Source organism: Morganella morganii (genome assembly GCF_019243775.1).
Lineage (GTDB): Bacteria > Pseudomonadota > Gammaproteobacteria > Enterobacterales > Enterobacteriaceae > Morganella > Morganella morganii.
Genome location: NZ_CP069157.1, coordinates 3,796,726 through 3,814,728 on the forward strand (window position 1 = coordinate 3,796,726; position 18,003 = coordinate 3,814,728).

The following is an 18,003-nucleotide window of genomic DNA, read 5'->3' on the forward strand; positions in this document are numbered from 1 at the left end:
CCTTACACCTTTTCCACATTAACCAGGAAGGCTTTAAATTCAGGCGTCTGGGTGTTCGCATCCCCGACAAACGGTGTCAGTGTGTTGGTAATAAAGCCTTTCACCGCCACACCCTCAAAGCCCCAGTGAATCGGAATACCGATGGTATCCACTTTTTGACCATTCACATCCAGGGTACGGATGCGTTTGGTGACCACTGCTTTCGCCTTGATATAACCGCGTTTGGAGCTGACTCTTACCGTATCGCCATGGGAAATGCCTTTCTCATTCGCGAGACGCTCACCGATTTCGATAAACTGCTGCGGCTGAGTGATAGCATTTAACCGTGAATGCTTGGTCCAGTAGTGGAAGTGCTCCGTCAGACGGTAAGTTGTACCAACATACGGGAATTCCGCTGCTTTACCCATCTGCGCCCAGTCATCTTTGAAGACACGGGCTGCCGGGTTGGAGACCACATCCGGATGCAGCGGGTTAGTGCCGAGCGGGGTTTCAATCGGCTCGTAGTGCTCAGGGAACGGCCCTTCCGCCATCTTATCGATAGCAAACAGGCGGCCCATCCCTTCCGGCTGCATGATAAACGGCCCGACATCCGAATCCGGCGCGGCATTGCTGTAGTCCGGCACATCCATACCGATCCACTTGCTGCCGTTCCATTCCAGAATCTGACGTTTCGGATCCCACGGTTTACCCGCCGGGTCCGCAGATGCACGGTTATAAATGACGCGGCGGTTCAGCGGCCATGCCCACGCCCAGCCGAGGGTATTACCCAGTCCGGTCGGGTCAGCGTTGTCACGGCGTGCCATCTGGTTACCCTGCGGTGTCCAGCTGCCGGCGAAAATCCAGCATCCGCTTGCCGTGGTACCGTCGTCACGCAGCTGTGCGAAGGAGGTGAGCTGCTCGCCTTTCTTCACAATAACATTGCCGTCAGCATCTTTCAGATCGACCAGCGCCAGACCATTACTCTCCTGAGCGACTTCTTCCGGTGTCGGATTATCGCGGTCGAAGTAGTTCCAGGTCATGTTCAGTACCTGCTCAGGTACCTTACCGCCTTCCGCTTCATACAGCTTGCGGACACGGTGGAAAATCCCGGAGAGGATTTCGCCGTCGCTGATAGCTTCGCCCGGGGCATCCGCGCCTTTCCAGTGCCACTGTAACCAGCGGGCAGAGTTAACGATAGAGCCGTTCTCTTCCGCGAAACAGCAGGACGGCAGACGGAACACCGTGGTCTGAATCTGTGCCGGATCCACATCGTTCATCTCGCCGTGGTTCTGCCAGAAGTTCGATGTTTCGGTATTCAGCGGGTCAACGGTGATCAGGAACTTCAGTTTTGAAAGCGCCTTAACCACTTTGTTTTTGTTCGGGAATGAGGCTAACGGGTTAAAGCCCTGGCAGATATAGCCATTCACTTCCCCTTTATCCATCATGTCGAAATAACGCAGAACGTCGTAGCCTTTATCCCACTTCGGCAGCCAGTCAAAGCCCCAGTTATTCTCTTTCTGCGCTTTGTCGCCGTAGAAGGTTTTCATCAGGCTGACAAAGAACTTCGGATAGTTGCCCCAGTAGTTAACCTGGCCCTGTACCGTTGGTTTCGGTGTGTTGGCAGCCAGATAACTTTCCAGTGACGTCTGTTTGTCAGACGGCAGCGTCAGGTAGCCCGGCAGGCTCTGAGACAGCAGGCCCAGGTCGGTTAAGCCCTGGATATTGGAGTGACCGCGCAGCGCGTTCACGCCGCCGCCCAGCATCCCCATGTTACCCAGCAGCAGCTGGATCATGGCCATGGTACGGATGTTCTGCGCACCGACAGTGTGCTGTGTCCAGCCCAGTGCATACAGGAATGAGGCGGTTTTATCTTTCGCGCTGGTTTCGCCGATATATTCACAGACTTTCAGGAAATCTTCTTTCGGCGTCCCGCAGATATTGGTCACCACATCCGGGGTATAACGGCTGACGTGCTCTTTCAGCTTGTTCCACACACAACGCGGATGCTGCAGTGTGGTATCGCGTTTCGCAAAGCCGTTTTCATCCAGTTCGTAATTCCAGGTGGTTTTATCGTACTGGCGTGTTTCAGGATCATAACCGGTGAACAGCCCGTTTTTAAAATCGTAATCTTCACGGACGATCAGGCTGGCGTTGGTGTACGCCTCAACATATTCACGGTTGATTTTTTCATTTTCCATCAGGTACTTAATGACACCTGACAGAAACGCAATATCAGTACCGGAACGGATAGGCGTGTAGAAATCCGCCACAGCCGCTGTACGGGTAAAGCGCGGGTCAATAACGATCAGTTTGGCATTGTTATGAATTTTGGCTTCCATCGCCCAGCGGAACCCGACAGGGTGAGCTTCCGCAGCGTTTCCGCCCATCACAACAACAAGGTTGGCATTTTTAATATCAACCCAGTGGTTGGTCATGGCACCGCGACCAAATGTCGGAGCAAGACTTGCTACCGTAGGTCCGTGTCAGACACGCGCCTGGTTATCCACGGCAAGCATGCCGAGGGCGCGGGAGAATTTCTGGGTGACAAATCCGGTTTCGTTACTGGCAGCAGATGCGCATAACATCCCGGTGGTTAACCAGCGGTTGACGGTAACGCCATCGCTGTTCTTTTCAATAAAGTTAGTATCGCGGTCATCTTTAATCAGGCGGGCGATACGATCAAACGCCTCATTCCACGAGATACGTTTCCACTCGTTGGTGCCCGGCTCACGGACTTCAGGATACTTAAGACGACTTTCGCTGTGGATAAAATCGATCAGACCTGCGCCTTTCGGGCACAGTGCGCCGCGGTTTACCGGATGATCCGGGTCCCCTTCAATGTGAAAAATAGATTCTTTGGCGTTTTTTGCCCCGTCACCCAGACTGTACATTAACAGCCCGCAGCCGACGGAACAGTACGTGCAGGTATTACGGGTTTCACGTGCGCGTAAAAGCTTATACTGACGTGAACCGGCAATAGCGACCGCCGGGGCAAAGCCCAGAGCCGCCGCCGTTGTACCCGCCATACCGCCAGCGCAGATCTTAAAGAACTGCCTTCTGCTGACTTGCATGGAGATCTCCTTATTACATTGCTCTTATGCCGCTGCAAAATAAGCCACAGCGAACTTTCTTTTTATCCGCACAGTGGTGCGTGCGATCAGGTTCATTGCCTGGTGGAATGGTGTAAACTTTTACCCATACTATTATTATGTATTATTAAGCGCAGGAATTCATCTGATGGATGACATTTATTCCATAGAATCGTTACATAATTGCCTAATTCGCGGTGCGCATCTCACAAATGTGCAACAAAAAGGTAAACCCGGGCATAATGAAAATGACTGGGTCGCGGAAGAGACACCGGTTGCCCTGGTGTACAACGGTATCTCCCATGTGGTGATGATGGCCAGCCCGAAAAACCTCGGCGATTTTGCGGTCGGTTTTTCCCTTTCCGAAGGCATTATTGAATCCGCTGATGAAATCCGCGGGATTGATATTACGGATGCCTGCCACGGCGGATTTGAAGTCCACGTTGAATTATCCGCCCGCCGTTTTGCCGGACTGAAAGAGCGCCGCCGCAATATGGCCGGGCGCACCGGCTGCGGCATCTGCGGCACCGAGCAGATCAGCGAGATTTTCCGCCCGATCACACCGCTGGATTTCACACAGACTTTTTCTCTCAACCATCTCGATGAGGCACTCAGCCAGCTGCCGCAGGTACAGGAAATCGGAAAGCTGACCGGCTGCACTCACGCCGCAGGCTGGATTTCCCCGCAGGGTGAATTACTGGGCGGTTGTGAAGATGTCGGCCGTCATGTGGCGCTGGATAAACTGCTGGGTATGCGGGCAAAAGCACAGTGGACTGATGGCGCGGTGCTGGTATCCAGCCGCGCCAGCTATGAAATGGTGCAGAAAAGTGCGCAGTGCGGCGCGGAAATTCTGTTCGCGGTTTCTGCCCCGACCACGCTGGCAATTGAAACCGCCAAACGCTGCCGCCTGACACTGGCCGGTTTCTGTAAAAAAGGACGGGCCACCATCTATACCCACCCTGAACGGCTGATCCCCTGACTATTCAGCCAGCGGATGATATATCCACAGGTTCGGCTCATGGTAAATGACCCGGTCCGTTTCAGGATCGGCCTGAACCGGTACCAAAGCCCCCGGCACAATGTACTGACCGGCGTGCGGAAAGGCCATGCCGGTCCATTCAGACCAGTTATCAGCGGAGGATGTAATATCCATCGAACGCATAGCCGGTTTGATAATCTGCCCGCCCAGCCGGACATGTGTGCGGATCCACGGGTCAAACGGCTCACCCTGCGGGGTCTGCCACTGACAATATTCCGCGAAATCCTGTAACGGATACTGTGCCTTAAACGTAGGGCGCACCGGAACCACCACGCCCTTCAGCCCGGCTTGTGCAACGGCCGCTTTCAGCGCGGTGATAAGCTGTGCAGGGATACCGCGTCCGCGAAAATCCGGGTCAACGGTCACTGACAGTGCGGATACAAATGTCGGTTTCCGGGTATCGGTTGCCCCCTGCGTCAGCACCGCATCCCAGCCCTCATCCGGCAGATCAGTCAGCGGTGCATCTTCCGGAAAATAAAACGGAATCGCACTCAGAAGCCCGACGACCTGCTCCTCTCCGGCAATGGTTACAACCGCAACCTGCTGAAAAGGCAAGTTTTCCTCACGATAAAGTGCATCCCAGTACTGGTCAGAAACCGGACTGGATAACATAAACAATGGCCATTGTTCCGCAATCAGTGCTTCCGCGCTGTCCAGCAGCGATTCATGACACTGTGCAACACTGAGGATCCGGACTGATGACATGTACTTCTCCGCTAATCAGGGTGATTCCGGTATGTTACCGGTTTTCCGGGCAGAAAACTTAATACAACCTTTATTGCTGATACCTTATTTGTACTTACATCAGCGGTCACGCGACGAAAAATAAAATCCCTTTCCTGTCCGTTTTCCGTCTTTATCCAGAATCTCGTAATACTCTTCCGTCACCACGGACTGCCCTTTATCCCAGCGTCCGGTATCTGACAGATTATCTGCACGGTAAACATCCCCGACTATGCGGTACTGCCGTCCTTTATAACGGATGTGTTTCGTCGCTCCGGGGGAAAACTGGCGCGTAACCTCGGTGTACTGCCCGTTACCGTCACGCCGCAGGCCGATCAGCCGCAGACCTTTTGTTGCCGGGTCATTATTAACCGCACCGGGCACCGGCATAGCCGGTGTCAGGGTAATCACCTCATAACGCTCAGAAAAATCACTTCTCCCGGTTTGCGGCCATGTGGCCGATGCGGATCCGCAGGCCAGCACCGTTAACAGCAAAAATATCAGCGTTTGTTTCATTGTCAGACTATCCGTTCAGCTTAAAACACCGGACAGTATGAAACATAAATACCAAATCAAATGCGATAATAACCATTAATTAAATACATTATTATTACGTTTAAAATCTCTCCATCAATAAAATAAAAAATAATCATCACTTTTAATGATATTTATGAATTAATAACCCGGTTTACCGCACAGAAAAACTCTGAATGTGCATCACATATTTTCATTCTTATATTTGAAATAAATCTGTCACAAAAAATAAAAAATTGTGATTTTTTAATTCGTTATTTAATTAGCATTCTAATCAAATTATTCTCATTGCAAACAAATGATAATAATTCTCATTTACAGAAAATTCATTCTCCTTTATCGTTTATTTGCTTCCGGCAATCATACCGGAAAAAGGCATTTCACTCATCCGGTCATTCATTAAATTACAAGGAGTTTAGTTTATGAATACATTTAATATGAAAACCCCGCTGGCGACACTGGTTACCCTGTGTGCCGCATTCTCCGCGGTACAGGCTCAGGCTGATGCGGGCTATGGATCATCATCTGCCGAAGGCTTAAGTAACTATATATCTGTCGGCGTAACCGCTGCATCAGAGCGTCAGGGGCATCCGTCACCGGGCGGAGAACCGGGAATTGGTTATTCCGGCATGCACAACGGAACCAAAGTCAGCTTTGCCGGACTGCAGGGACCCAACCGTGCAACACCAAACGATAACGGTGTTTCTGTTATCACCTCAACTCCGCAGTCACACCGCAGTATGGGCTCTTTTAATTTTGCCAAAATAGCCGATGCCGATATTTATTACGGTGAATGGGTTTCCGGTACTGATTTCAGCGATGATTCCCATATGGTGTATTACGCCGGGAAAGATATTACCGCCGCCATGCCATCCGAAGGGACGGCACAGTACAGCATTAAAGGACTCAGCGGGTACAGCAGCGGTGAACAGATCAGCGGTACATTCAGTACGGATTTTGATGCCAATACCTTTAGCGGCTCTCTAAGCTCAACCGAGCTCAGCTACAGCCTGAGCGGGGATATCAGTGGTTCAACCTTTGATGGAACCGCATCTGTCAGCACCACCGGTACCGATACCACAGCCGTCAGCGGTACGACCAACGGGCATTTCTTTGGTGACAATGCACAGCAGGTTGCCGGTTATGCTGAGTTCAGCAGTGATAAAGCGAAGAATATCGCGTTCGGCGGAACCAAGTCTTAATTCATTATTGATACATTTCATCAGGAACAGATTATCTGTTCCTGGTGTTTAGCGGATATAAATATGTCATCGCAGATAAAGTTAATTTACGGATTTATTCTTTTTTTATTATTACTTGCTTTTTCATTACCGGTATCTGCAACCATACAAAAAAATAATCATTCAGAGAATGATAATACTGCACGAAATTTATATCTCTCACTAAAGAAAAATAACCTCAAAGCAATTTATCATTACTTATCTGTTTATCAGCAGGAACATCAGGCTGACCCGTTACTGATAATCTTCAGCCAGGCAAAACTGGCCTATTTAAACCAGCGCCCCGGGGTTGCAATCCGGTTATATAACACTATTCTGCAACAGAAACCCCATTTCTTTACCGCACAACTGGAACTGGCCCGCAGCTACCGGGCTGATCGTCAGCTCGGGAACGCCTTGCTTTTGTTCCGGGAACTGAGCCAGCGCCTGCCGGTGACCTCTCCCCACTATCCGGAGATTACCCGCGCCATTACCGAACTCACCCGGGCACTCAGTTGGTCATTACTGCTCAGCGCCGGTAGCCATTACACGGATAACTATTATCAGACTCCACTGCCGAAAACACACTGCCTGCACTACAGCCCCGATGGTTCCTGTTACGCCAGCCTTATTCCGCAGATCCCCCACACCGTCTTACAATGGCGCAGCGACTGGGATCTGCGCAGGCTGACGCCGCTGTCCGGCTCCCATTTTCTGACGCAGCACTACCGGGTATCCACCCGGTATGATGCCGCGAATCAGGCAGCCAATACCTTAACACTGACTGCTAAAACGGGTTATCACTATCAGGATCACCATACTTTATGGCAACTGACTCCGCTGCTGGAGCAGCATTTTTCCGCCGGGCGCCGTTTTTCCTCAGCTTACGGCTTACAAACGTATCTGAATCAGCAACTCAGCCCGGAGTGGTCTCTCGGCGGATTGGCTGCACTTCGACAGCACCGTTATCAGCCTTATCTGCATTCACATAACGGCACTGAATACCAGTTGATACCACAGATAACCTGGCGTCCGCATCCGGCAGCCACGCTGTATTTACAGGCAGAAACCACCGTCCACAAAAAAAATGATCCCTATAAACATTACCAGACGGCTGCCCTGCATACCGGCCTGACCTATCTGTGGCACCCTTTTGTGTCCCAGTCTGTTCATGCCGTTTACACCCGTAAACGTTATCACCATACACATCCGTTACACCGCCAGGCCAGGGAGGATCTCACCCGACAGTACAGTACAACACTCGCGCTCTATCCGCCGTCATTCGCGCAAATTTCACCTCAGCTTTCACTGATCCACACCCGCAACCGCAGTTCTGTCCCATGGCTTTATAGCTACCGGCAGACTGAAATCATGCTGCGTTTTGAACGGCTGTTTTAACCCTTTCTGATTATTTATTTTTTATCATCCGGGAATCGTTATGTCTTCGCATTCACCATTATCTGGTCACCCATATAAAACAATCACACTGCTTCTGCCCGTGTTATTTATCCCGCTGCCGGGACTGGCGGCAGAGGAAAAAGATCAGCACCTGGGCGATATTACGCTCCGTAATGAACAGACCGCTGCTGACAGCGCCAAAGATAAAATCTATGACAAAAATGTCTCCACCCTGATCCTCACCAAAGAAGAAATAGAGCGCTATAAAGGCGCCTCTGCCGCCGATATTCTCAAAGGCGCCAACGGGGTATTCAGCGGTGATGCCCGCAACGGCAACGCGCTGGATGTCAATATCCGCGGAATACAGGGGCCGGGCCGTGTACCGGTCACCATCGACGGCACCGAACAGGCCGTGACGGTGTACCGGGGTTATAACGGTGCCAATAACCGTAACTACCTTGACCCGATACTGATCAGTGAAATTGAGATTGAAAAAGGCCCGTCCCTTAACCCGCTCCTGAAAACGTCGGTAGGCGGCGGTGTTGCCATGAAAACGCTCACTATCAATGACGTGGTGAAAAACGGTGACCAGTTTGGTGCTGCACTGATGCTGGAAAACAGCAGTAACACCACCAAAGCCCGGATACCCAATCTGGGGCTCGGGGAAGATTACCGCCTTGTGGATAATATGCAATTTGATTGGCTTATCATTGACGACCCCGGCACCCATTTAACCCCGGAAAATCGTGATAATGCCCCCACACTGAATAAAAGCGACTACGCCTGGCGTCTGGCAGTGGGTACCCGTCAGGAAAATATGGATCTGCTGCTGGCTTATGCTTACCGCGACCGGGGAAACTATTTTGCCGGTAAACGCCACAGCGAAAACTATAATGATGAAATGTCTGACAGTGATATCGGTATTTTGCAAATGTCGAATATGACTTACGACCCGTATATGCCGTTTGTGTCCCGTATTTACCGCAAGGGTAATGAAGTTCCCAATACATCGGCAAAAACGGAATCCTGGCTGATAAAAAATACCTGGTATCTGAATGATGACCACGCGCTGCAACTCAGCTGGCGCGATACCCGCTCGGATTTCGGCGATATTATGCCTTCCCGGCTGGGCTGGATCCGCGCTGAGGATAATATTATTCCGCAGTGGCCGCTGGCTGACCTGCATGCACAGGCCGGTTATCTTCACCTGAAATCCCAACCGGCACATTTTACCTATATTGATGCAGATATCCGCCTGTGGACCACCCTGACCACCAGCAATACCAACTCCGGCGGCGGCTGGCCGCGTTACCCGAAGAATATGGACTACGGCTATAAACAGGGGGATATCAACACCATCAACCCGGCAATCGATGGAACACTGATTAACACCGCTGCCCTGAATGTACAGAATCAGCGCTACGGGCTGGATTTCAGCAATAAGTTTGCTTTTACCCCGGAACTGTCGGTGACTCTGGCCGCCAATATGCAGTTTGAGCATCTGGACAGTAATACCAGCCTGGAAAACTATAAACTCTTTATGTTCGCTGTTCCCGCCCGTAAAGGCCGCCGCTTTGAATATCAGCAATCCGTCAGCCTGGACTGGCAGCCGGTCTCCTGGCTGTCACTTAGTGCCGGCGGCAGACAAGCCGTATACTGGAGTGTGGATGATCTCTCCAATGAGTGCGCCGCCCGCAAAGACCCCTACTGCAAACAAAACTATGAAGTTACCGGTTATTACCTGAATTATTTCCGGAATATGACCGAAATAGAATCACAGGTTTATAAAAAACGGCAGCAGGGTATGTGGCACGAACTGACCCCGGAAGAAAAACAAGCAACATGGGGAAAAATTTTTCAGTCTATATACCCAAAATGGCGTCGTGATTACCTCAACAACCGGAAAGACCGGCCAATGGTACATGAGCAGGCATTCTGGCCGGTGGATACCAGTGACGGACGCCTGAAACAGAAAGACCGGCCGGATATCGATACCGCATTACGGGGTATTGATCCCTATACCGGGCAGGAAACCTATCTCTATGAGTATGGCAGCCTCCCTATTTCGCACGGTGACAGAGAACTTCAGGCAGTCACCCACACCTGGAAAGAAAAACCCCGCCGCCAGGCTAGCGCCTGGACACCGATGCTGTCTGCCTCGGTGCATCTGACTGATGATCTGCGTCTGTATGGCCGCTATGCGGAAACCGTACGTATGCCGAGCCTGTTTGAGGATACTGTCGGGTTTTCCGGTTCCTCTGTCCCGCATATCGGTTACCGTTATAAACCGGAACGTGCGGTAACACGGGAATACGGTGTAGTTTTTAACGGGAAATCACTGCTTCATGCTGACCGCCATGCAGATATCCGGCTGAACTACTTCCATACGGATATCCTCAATGTCTTTGATCGTGATAATTATTTCCGTTTTACACAGATGGATAAGCAGATCCTGAAAGGGATTGAAATCCAGGCCCGTTATGATCATGGCTGGATCTTCAGTGATCTGGGGGTGACCTATAACCTCACCAATAAAGTCTGTGATGAAACATCCCATGCCTTTATGGATCCGACCGGGCTGAAAGATATCCCGTCATGCATTGACGGCGGTTATCCGGGCGGGTTCCTGCGCACCCAAATCCAGCCGCACTACTCTGTGACCTTTAACCTCGGCGGGCGTTTATTGCAGGAGTCATTAGAAATCGGCAGTCGCTGGCTCTACCACAGTGCGGTGGAAAACAGCCAGGAGAAACGTCTGATGACGATTGTCCCTAACCAATACAGCAATTTTAATAACTACCCGATGCGCTGGAATTCGGTACTGACTGTGGATGCTTACGCCAAATATAAAATCACACCGGATGTTACCCTCGAACTGACGGCCACCAACCTGACCAATGAATATTACCTCGACCCGCTCACCCGTTCGATGATGCCTGCACCGGGCCGGGCCGTAAAATTCAATGTTTCCGCGAGGTTCTGATTTATGTACGGCGCAATAGCATTACCGCATCCGCCTTTCCTGTTTTCCCGGGAAAGAACCGGAACGTGGCAGCAGATGGTTTCTGCTGCTGCGATCGGTGTGTGTTTCTCCGTCGCCGGGCTGCTCATCACGGGCAGCCCCCCGGTGACCGCCCCGCAACAGCATCAGATTGATAACCGGGGACAAACCCCGGCGGTTTCCGTTGCCATTCAGATGAGTGCAGCACCGGCATATCAGGAGACAGAGCCGGAGGAGGAACAATTACCACCACCACAGGAATCACCGTCTCAGGCAGAACTGGCAACCACCCGCCGGAAAACACCGGAGAAAACAACCAAACCACCATCAGCAAAACCGGCAGTAAACGCTGTGAACAAAAAAACGGAGAAATCAGAACCGATCACCACAAAAACCACCGCGGATACCGGAGAGGATAAAACCACACAGCAGCAGTCCGGCGGACAGGCAGTATCCCCGACAAATTCTGCCACCGCAGGAGCCGATAACCGGAAAGCACAGGAGGATTACTTTAACCTGCTGCGGCAAAAAATTGAGGAGCAAAAACATTACCCCCGCCGAGCCCGCAGCGCCGGGCAGCGGGGGATCAGCACCATTTCCTTTTCTCTCGACGATAACGGCAAACCTTTTGCACCGGTCGTTACCCGCTCTTCCGGTTATGAATTACTGGATAACGCCGCAATGGATGCTGTCATCAGGGTTGCTGCTGTCGGTACGCCGCCACCAGGTGCAAAACGGAGGGTGACATTCTCATTACGTTTTCAGCTGAACAAGGGTTTTTAACGGCTGAGTGTATTCACGACAGTGATTATTTCTTGTGCACACAGAGCTAATAGGTATACTGGTCTACCTATTAATTAAACACAAGAGATTTTCCGGATGAAAGACACCGACGCAACACAGACCCGGCTCAGTGCCAGAGACCGTTTACTGGAAGCCGCAGGCATCTTATTTTACAACGAGGGCATTGCGGCAACCGGTATTGATACGATCACCAAAAAGGCCGGTGTCGCTAAAAAAAGTCTGTATAACAATTTCAGCTCCAAAGCTGAGTTGGTAACCACTTACATCCGGCTGCGGCATGAAGAATGGCTGGCGTTATATGATGTCCGTCTGCAACAGGCAACAACCCCGGTACAGCGGATCCTGGCGGTATTTGATGCTTATCACGACCATGCTGAGTTTGCCTATGAACGGGGATTCCGGGGATGCGGCCTGCTGAACGCAGCCGCTGAGTTTCCGGCCGGCAGTGAGGAACGTCGCGAAGTGTGTGCTCACAAATCTGAAGTAGCTGATATTATCCACAAGAACCTTTATCAGTTGCTGCCGGAAGACACCGCGAAAGCAGAGCAACTGACCGCACACCTGGCGTTCTTACTGGAAGGTGCGATTGTACTCGCCGGGCTGGAAGAGCACGGGGCACGGGTATTACAGGCTGCCGCCATGGCAAAAACCATGCTGGAGGCGCTGTGATCCAGACACCCAAAGGCCACTTTGCCGGAATTGCCGTCATTATCCTGGCCTCCTTCTTATGGGGAACCACCGGGGTTTCTGCCACCTTCGCACCGGATGTCAGTCCTGTTGCTATCGGTGCTGCCGCCATGGGTTTCGGCGGGTTGCTCCAGGCCGCGATTGCCATCACACCGATCCGCCGCAGCCTCGGCACTTTCCGGCAGCAATGGCATTTGCTGTTATTGGGTGCCGTTGCTGTTGCCGTATATCCGCTCGCCTTTTACGGCTCAATGCGACTGGCCGGGGTGACTATCGGCACCGTAGTATCGATCGGAACGGCACCGGTTTTATCGGCAATTATTGAAATTATCATGGACGGAGCCCGCATGACACTGCGCTGGTTGAGCGGTGCAGTACTCGGCCTGACAGGTATTGCGCTTCTTTCCCTTTCCGGCGGCACGGAACAGATTGCTGCAGCGGATGCATCCGCCACACTGACAGGTGTCATACTGGGATTACTCGCCGCCTTTACTTATGCGCTTTATTCCTGGGCCGCGCGCCGCCTGATGCAGCGCAACATTCCGTCACGGGCAGCTATGGGCGGTATTTTCGGGATCGGGGGATTACTGCTGATGCCAGTATTAGCACTTTACGGCGCACCATTCCTGGATTCGTGGCAGAACGCCGCAGTCGGCATTTACATGGCTTGTGTACCGATGTTTCTGGGCTATGTCTGTTTCGGTTATGCACTGGCACGTATTCCCGCCAGTACCGCCACCACAATTACACTGCTGGAACCGGTTGTCGCCGCCGCACTCGCCGCCATTATTGTCGGCGAACAACTCACCACCGCCGGCTGGGCCGGAGTCGCACTGATTTTCACCTGTCTGGTCTGTATTACACTACCTGCCCGGCGTAAGACACAGGCAGTGAATGTGGCTGTCGTTAAACCGAATCAGTGTTAGGGTTTGTCAGCTTACTTCCCGATACAAAAACTCGAGAAAATGCGCCCGAGCAGATCGTCGGAGGTAAATTCACCGGTGATTTCGCTCAGTGCCTGCTGGGCGAGACGCAATTCTTCTGCCAGTAATTCGCCGGAGCGGGCAACTACTAACTGCTCGTGACCGGAGATCAGATGCTCTGCCGCAGTGTTCAGTGCCTGTAAATGACGGCGGCGGGCGAGGAATCCGCCTTCAGTGTTGCCTTCAAATCCCATGGTGGTTTTCAGGTGATCGCGCAGCAAATCAATACCGTGGCCTTCGCGGGCAGAAAGTTTAATCAGCGTATCGCCGTTCCGCTCTGTGATACCGGTGGTTTCCCCGGTGATATCGGTTTTATTGCGGATAATGGTGACCGGGATACCGGCCGGTAAGCGGGACATAAATTCCGGCCAGATTTGCTCCGGGGTCTGTTCATCCACCGTGGTACCGTCCACCATAAACAGGACGCGGTCTGCCTGTGCAATTTCCTGCCAGGCGCGTTCAATACCAATCCGCTCCACTTCATCCCCGGCTTCGCGCAGCCCGGCGGTATCAATGATATGCAGCGGCATACCGTCGATATGAATATGTTCACGCAGCACATCACGGGTGGTTCCGGCAATATCAGTGACAATCGCAGCTTCGCGTCCGGCAAGAGCATTCAGCAGGCTGGATTTTCCGGCATTCGGGCGCCCGGCAATCACCACTTTCATCCCTTCACGCAGCAGGCTGCCCTGACGCGCCTGAGAACGAACCCGTTCCAGGTCAGCAATAACGGTATCGAGTTTGGCTTCAATCACACCATCCGAGAGAAAATCAATTTCCTCATCCGGGAAGTCGATTGCTGCTTCGACATAAATCCGCAGGTTAGTGAGTGCTTCCACCATCTGATGCACTTCCCCGGAGAAAGCGCCCTGTAATGAATTCATCGCCGAACGGGCCGCCTGTTCCGAACTGGCATCAATCAGGTCAGCAATGGCTTCCGCCTGTGCCAGATCCAGTTTGTCATTAAGGAATGCACGCTCTGAAAACTCACCGGGATTGGCAATGCGGATATTATCGATAAGCAGAATACGTTTTAACAATAAATCGAGGATAACCGGTCCGCCGTGCCCCTGGAGTTCCAGCACATCCTCACCGGTAAAGGAGTTCGGGCCGGGGAAGAAAATTGCAATCCCCTGATCCAGCACTTTGCCGGTTTCATCACGGAAAGGCAGATAATCGGCATAACGCGCTTTCGGGAGTTTCCCCAGTACAATCTGAGCCACCTGTGCCGCCTGCGGGCCGGACACACGCAAAATACCGACTCCGCCGCGTCCCGGCGGGGTTGCCTGTGCCACAATGGTATCGGTGCTCTGAATTTCAGCGTTATTCATGACCATGTCTCTCTTTCTCACCGTGTGATAAACAATAAAGGCGGTCAATATGACCGCCTTTAAATAATACTATAAGACCGGCAGAGATTCCCCGCCGGTCACGGGCTTATTTTTTTGTCGCGGCTGTGAAGACCGCGTTTTTCCAGGCCGCGATAGATAATCTGCTGCTGGAGGATAGTCACCAGGTTACTGACGATATAGTACAGCACCAGACCTGACGGGAACCACAGGAAGAAGACTGTGAAGATCACCGGCATAAAGGTGAAAATCTTCTGCTGTAACGGGTCGGTGACCGCTGTCGGAGACAGTTTCTGGATCACGAACATCGTTGCACCCATCAGAATCGGCAGGATGTAGTACGGATCCTGTGCGGATAAGTCATGGATCCAGCCGATAAACGGCGCGTGACGCAGTTCCACCGAGCCCATCAGCATGTAATACAGTGCCAGGAAGATAGGCATCTGGATGATCAGCGGTAAGCAGCCACCCAGCGGGTTCACTTTCTCTTCTTTGTACAGCGCCATCATTTCCTGACTCATGCGCTGTTTATCATCACCGATGCGCTCACGCATTGCTTTCAGCTTCGGCTGAAGCATACGCATTTTCGCCATTGAGGTGTATTGCGCACGGGTCAGCGGATACATGATACCGCGGACGATAAAGGTGATAACGATGATGGAGAAGCCCCAGTTACCGATGAAGCTGTGGATAAACTTCAGTAACTTGAACAGCGGCTGAGAAATGAACCATAACCAGCCGTAATCAACGGTTAAGTCCAGATGCGGTGCCACGGCTTCCATTTCGTTCTGCAGTTCCGGTCCGACCCACAGTGTTGCGTTATATTTCGCTTCGCTGTTTGCCCCGATACGGATTGCATCACTCTTATAGCCGATGAATGCATCGCCGGTTTTGGCACTGTACAGCGTATAGAAGTTATTGGTGGTGCCTTTCTCAGGAACCCACGCTGTCGCAAAATACTGCTGTAACATCGCTACCCAGCCAACATTGCTGTTGATGTTCAGTGGTTTATCTTCGATATCACTGAAGCTGTATTTTTTGTAGTTAGTGTCTTCAGACGAGTACGCCGCACCACGGTAGGTATGCAGCGCAAAGTTGCTGCTGCCGTTGTTAAGACGTTCCGGTAAATTCACAGATTGTTTTAACTGACCGAAAAACGCCATTTCCAGCGGAGCTGAGGTGTCGTTTTTGATGGTGTAATCAACACTGATGGCATAGTCTTTGCGCTTCAGAGTATAGGTTTTCACATACGTGACACCATCCAGAACGAAAGTCAGAGGAACACGCAGTTCATCCTGGCCTTCCGCCAGCACAAATGTATCGCTTTCAGTGGTATACAGCGGGCGATCTTTGTAATTATTCGGGTTGTCCGGACCATTCACACCGGTTAAACCACTGATTGCCTGGTAGGCAAATTCAGGAGTTGTTTCCAGTAAACGGAACGGATCTGCGGATTTTAAGGTTGCCGGGTAAGCCAAAAGGTCAGCTTCATCAATATCACCGCCGCGCAGATTGATGTTCAGTGACAGCACATCTGTTTTGACCGTAATATATTTGTTCTGCCCGCTGCTTTCACCACTTGGCGTTGTCGTCTGCTGCGTTGCCTGAGTAGCCGCGTTAAGTGCTTGTGTCTTATCACTTTCCCACGTCTGCCATGCAAAGAAGGATACGAGTAGCAAAGCGATGAATAGAAGATTACGTTGCGAATCCATCGTTAATGTTCTCTGTTATCATCATTTTTAGGTGGGACAGGATCATCACCACCTTCGTGTAAAGGGTGGCATTTTAATACGCGTTTCACCGTTAACCAACCGCCTTTTATCATACCAAACCTGCGCAATGCCTCAATTCCGTATTGCGAGCATGTTGGTGTGAAGCGGCAACGTGGTCCCAGCAGCGGACTTATCACCAGCTGGTAACCTCTGATTAACAGGATCAGGAAGCGTGCGCCAAGCGACTGTGACGACGCCATAACTTACCCAATGCTTCCGTAATCTCGCGATTACTCAACTCCGATACCCCTTTTCTTACCAGAAGCACGAAATCCATATCGGGCAACTCATGTTGGTGCAGACGAAAGTATTCACGCGCTAACCGTTTGATGCGGTTGCGCTCATGAGCCCGTTTAACGTTTTTTTTTAGCGACGGTAAGACCAATGCGGGGATGTTCCAGCTCATTACGGCGTCCCAGAAGTGTTATTTCAGGAGTACTTGCCCGTTGTGGTTGCCGGAAGACAAAGTTGAAATGCTCGGGAGTTAACAAACGTAACTCCCTCGGAAAAGCGAGCTTAACCACGTATGGTTAGCTTTATTACTTAGAAACGGTCAGACGAGCGCGGCCTTTAGCACGACGGCGAGCCAGAACCTGACGACCATTTTTAGTGGCCATACGAGCGCGGAAACCATGGGAACGGTTACGCTTCAGTACGGACGGTTGAAAAGTGCGTTTCATAGCGGTTTCTACCTAAACTTTAAATTATTACTGATTCAGTAAACGCATCGGCAAACAGTAAATTCAGCGGCGGATTCTCATCTTTCTGCTGAAAGGGTCATCACGGAAAGTGGCTGACCTCTGTGCCTTATCGCAACATCAATATGGAAAGATGCGAGATTGTAATAAAATCCGGGCCTGTCCGTCAATCAAAGATGGCGCGATAACACAGATTTCTGCACATAATTGCATTTACCCATAACCTGCCTGCACACATCACCGCATCAAGACACAGATAACGCGCACAGGGTGCAAGATTATACGGACTCCCCGGCAAAGCGCAAGGATCGATCCGCGATCCGTGAATATTCGATCGCGCGCCTGATCCTGAATGCGTTTTTTCAGCCTGAGGATAATTCACCAAAACTTATCCCCAAACGGGATTTTCCCGCTGTATTCTCCTGCCCGGATTCGTTATACTCCGGCCTGAATCCCGCTCCGGACGGGCTGACAGCCCCTGTGGATAAAAACCCGGAAAACTGTGTAAAAGGATGAGGATCTTGTCCCGCTTTTACGATATGATCCGTCGTCACGATCATTTTCACCCGTGCGGTGATCGCCGGTGCAGGGAATGATCGTCCATAACACAGCCCCACTTTTGTACACTGACGTGTCCGTTGAAACATGCAGAGGACAATTCGTCTGTATGTGCTGTGTCTGCGTGAAAAATCTTATTCTGTTTCTTTGACTGGTCTTGTTTAGG

General features: G+C 51.4%; 14 protein-coding genes and 1 pseudogene. 7 read left to right on the forward strand and 8 right to left on the reverse strand.

Annotation, left to right across the window (positions count from 1 at the left end; translation table 11 throughout):
• Nucleotides 1–2: 2 nt before the first annotated feature.
• A complete protein-coding gene (gene fdnG, locus JL661_RS18140; RefSeq protein WP_079549259.1) occupies nt 3–3,050 on the reverse strand; it encodes a formate dehydrogenase-N subunit alpha in 3,048 nt (1,015 codons plus the stop codon).
• A gap of 166 nt (nt 3,051–3,216) precedes the next feature.
• Here fdnG and fdhD point away from each other — a divergent pair, with 166 nt between their 5' ends.
• Nucleotides 3,217–4,047, forward strand: coding sequence for a formate dehydrogenase accessory sulfurtransferase FdhD (gene fdhD / locus JL661_RS18145; RefSeq protein WP_036417465.1), 831 nt, complete (start codon nt 3,217–3,219; stop codon nt 4,045–4,047).
• Here the strand turns inward: fdhD and JL661_RS18150 are convergent, their stop codons facing one another.
• Together JL661_RS18150 and umoA are read right to left on the reverse strand one after the other, a co-directional pair.
• A complete protein-coding gene (locus JL661_RS18150; RefSeq protein WP_062773473.1) occupies nt 4,048–4,812 on the reverse strand; it encodes a GNAT family N-acetyltransferase in 765 nt (254 codons plus the stop codon).
• 99 nt (nt 4,813–4,911) lie between these two features.
• Nucleotides 4,912–5,346 (reverse strand): UmoA family flagellar biogenesis regulator, encoded by a 435-nt coding sequence (gene umoA, locus JL661_RS18155; protein ID WP_004236700.1) that lies wholly within the window; start codon nt 5,344–5,346, stop codon nt 4,912–4,914.
• Nucleotides 5,347–5,786: 440 nt separating this feature from the next.
• On the opposite strand from umoA, the gene JL661_RS18160 reads away from it, so the two are divergent.
• The 6 genes from JL661_RS18160 (at nt 5,787) to JL661_RS18185 (ending at nt 13,400) form a co-directional block, all read left to right on the forward strand.
• Entirely contained in the window at nt 5,787–6,566 is a 780-nt protein-coding gene (locus JL661_RS18160) for a Slam-dependent surface lipoprotein (RefSeq protein WP_004236701.1), read from the forward strand.
• Nucleotides 6,567–6,629: 63 nt separating this feature from the next.
• Nucleotides 6,630–7,982, forward strand: coding sequence for a surface lipoprotein assembly modifier (locus tag JL661_RS18165; RefSeq protein ID WP_004236703.1), 1,353 nt, complete (start codon nt 6,630–6,632; stop codon nt 7,980–7,982).
• Nucleotides 7,983–8,022: 40 nt separating this feature from the next.
• On the forward strand, nt 8,023–10,965 hold the full coding sequence (locus JL661_RS18170) for a TonB-dependent receptor domain-containing protein (RefSeq protein ID WP_062773476.1): 2,943 nt from the start codon (nt 8,023–8,025) through the stop codon (nt 10,963–10,965).
• Nucleotides 10,966–10,968: 3 nt separating this feature from the next.
• On the forward strand, nt 10,969–11,766 hold the full coding sequence (locus JL661_RS18175; protein ID WP_046024827.1) for an energy transducer TonB: 798 nt from the start codon (nt 10,969–10,971) through the stop codon (nt 11,764–11,766).
• Between the two features lie 96 nt (nt 11,767–11,862).
• Complete coding sequence (locus JL661_RS18180; protein ID WP_049247042.1) at nt 11,863–12,456, forward strand: TetR/AcrR family transcriptional regulator; 594 nt, start codon at nt 11,863–11,865, stop codon at nt 12,454–12,456.
• Nucleotides 12,453–13,400: a DMT family transporter gene (locus JL661_RS18185; RefSeq protein WP_015422370.1), complete on the forward strand. Its 948-nt coding sequence runs from the start codon at nt 12,453–12,455 to the stop codon at nt 13,398–13,400. Before JL661_RS18180 ends, JL661_RS18185 begins: the two co-directional genes overlap by 4 nt.
• 11 nt (nt 13,401–13,411) lie before the next feature.
• Here JL661_RS18185 and mnmE read toward each other — a convergent pair whose 3' ends face one another.
• From mnmE to rpmH, 5 genes and pseudogenes are all read right to left on the reverse strand, one after another.
• Nucleotides 13,412–14,776 (reverse strand): tRNA uridine-5-carboxymethylaminomethyl(34) synthesis GTPase MnmE, encoded by a 1,365-nt coding sequence (mnmE, locus tag JL661_RS18190; protein WP_024473709.1) that lies wholly within the window; start codon nt 14,774–14,776, stop codon nt 13,412–13,414.
• Nucleotides 14,777–14,889: 113 nt separating this feature from the next.
• Nucleotides 14,890–16,521 (reverse strand): membrane protein insertase YidC, encoded by a 1,632-nt coding sequence (gene yidC / locus JL661_RS18195; protein WP_218480994.1) that lies wholly within the window; start codon nt 16,519–16,521, stop codon nt 14,890–14,892.
• A gap of 2 nt (nt 16,522–16,523) precedes the next feature.
• Nucleotides 16,524–16,781 carry a membrane protein insertion efficiency factor YidD gene (gene yidD, locus JL661_RS18200; RefSeq protein WP_015422368.1) on the reverse strand — a complete coding sequence of 86 codons (258 nt, stop codon included), beginning with the start codon at nt 16,779–16,781 and terminating at the stop codon, nt 16,524–16,526.
• Nucleotides 16,745–17,105 (reverse strand): annotated as a pseudogene (gene rnpA, locus JL661_RS18205) (ribonuclease P protein component). Before rnpA ends, yidD begins: the two are co-directional and overlap by 37 nt.
• Before the next feature lie 15 nt (nt 17,106–17,120).
• On the reverse strand, nt 17,121–17,261 hold the full coding sequence (rpmH, locus tag JL661_RS18210) for a 50S ribosomal protein L34 (protein ID WP_000831330.1): 141 nt from the start codon (nt 17,259–17,261) through the stop codon (nt 17,121–17,123).
• Nucleotides 17,262–18,003: the final 742 nt, after the last annotated feature.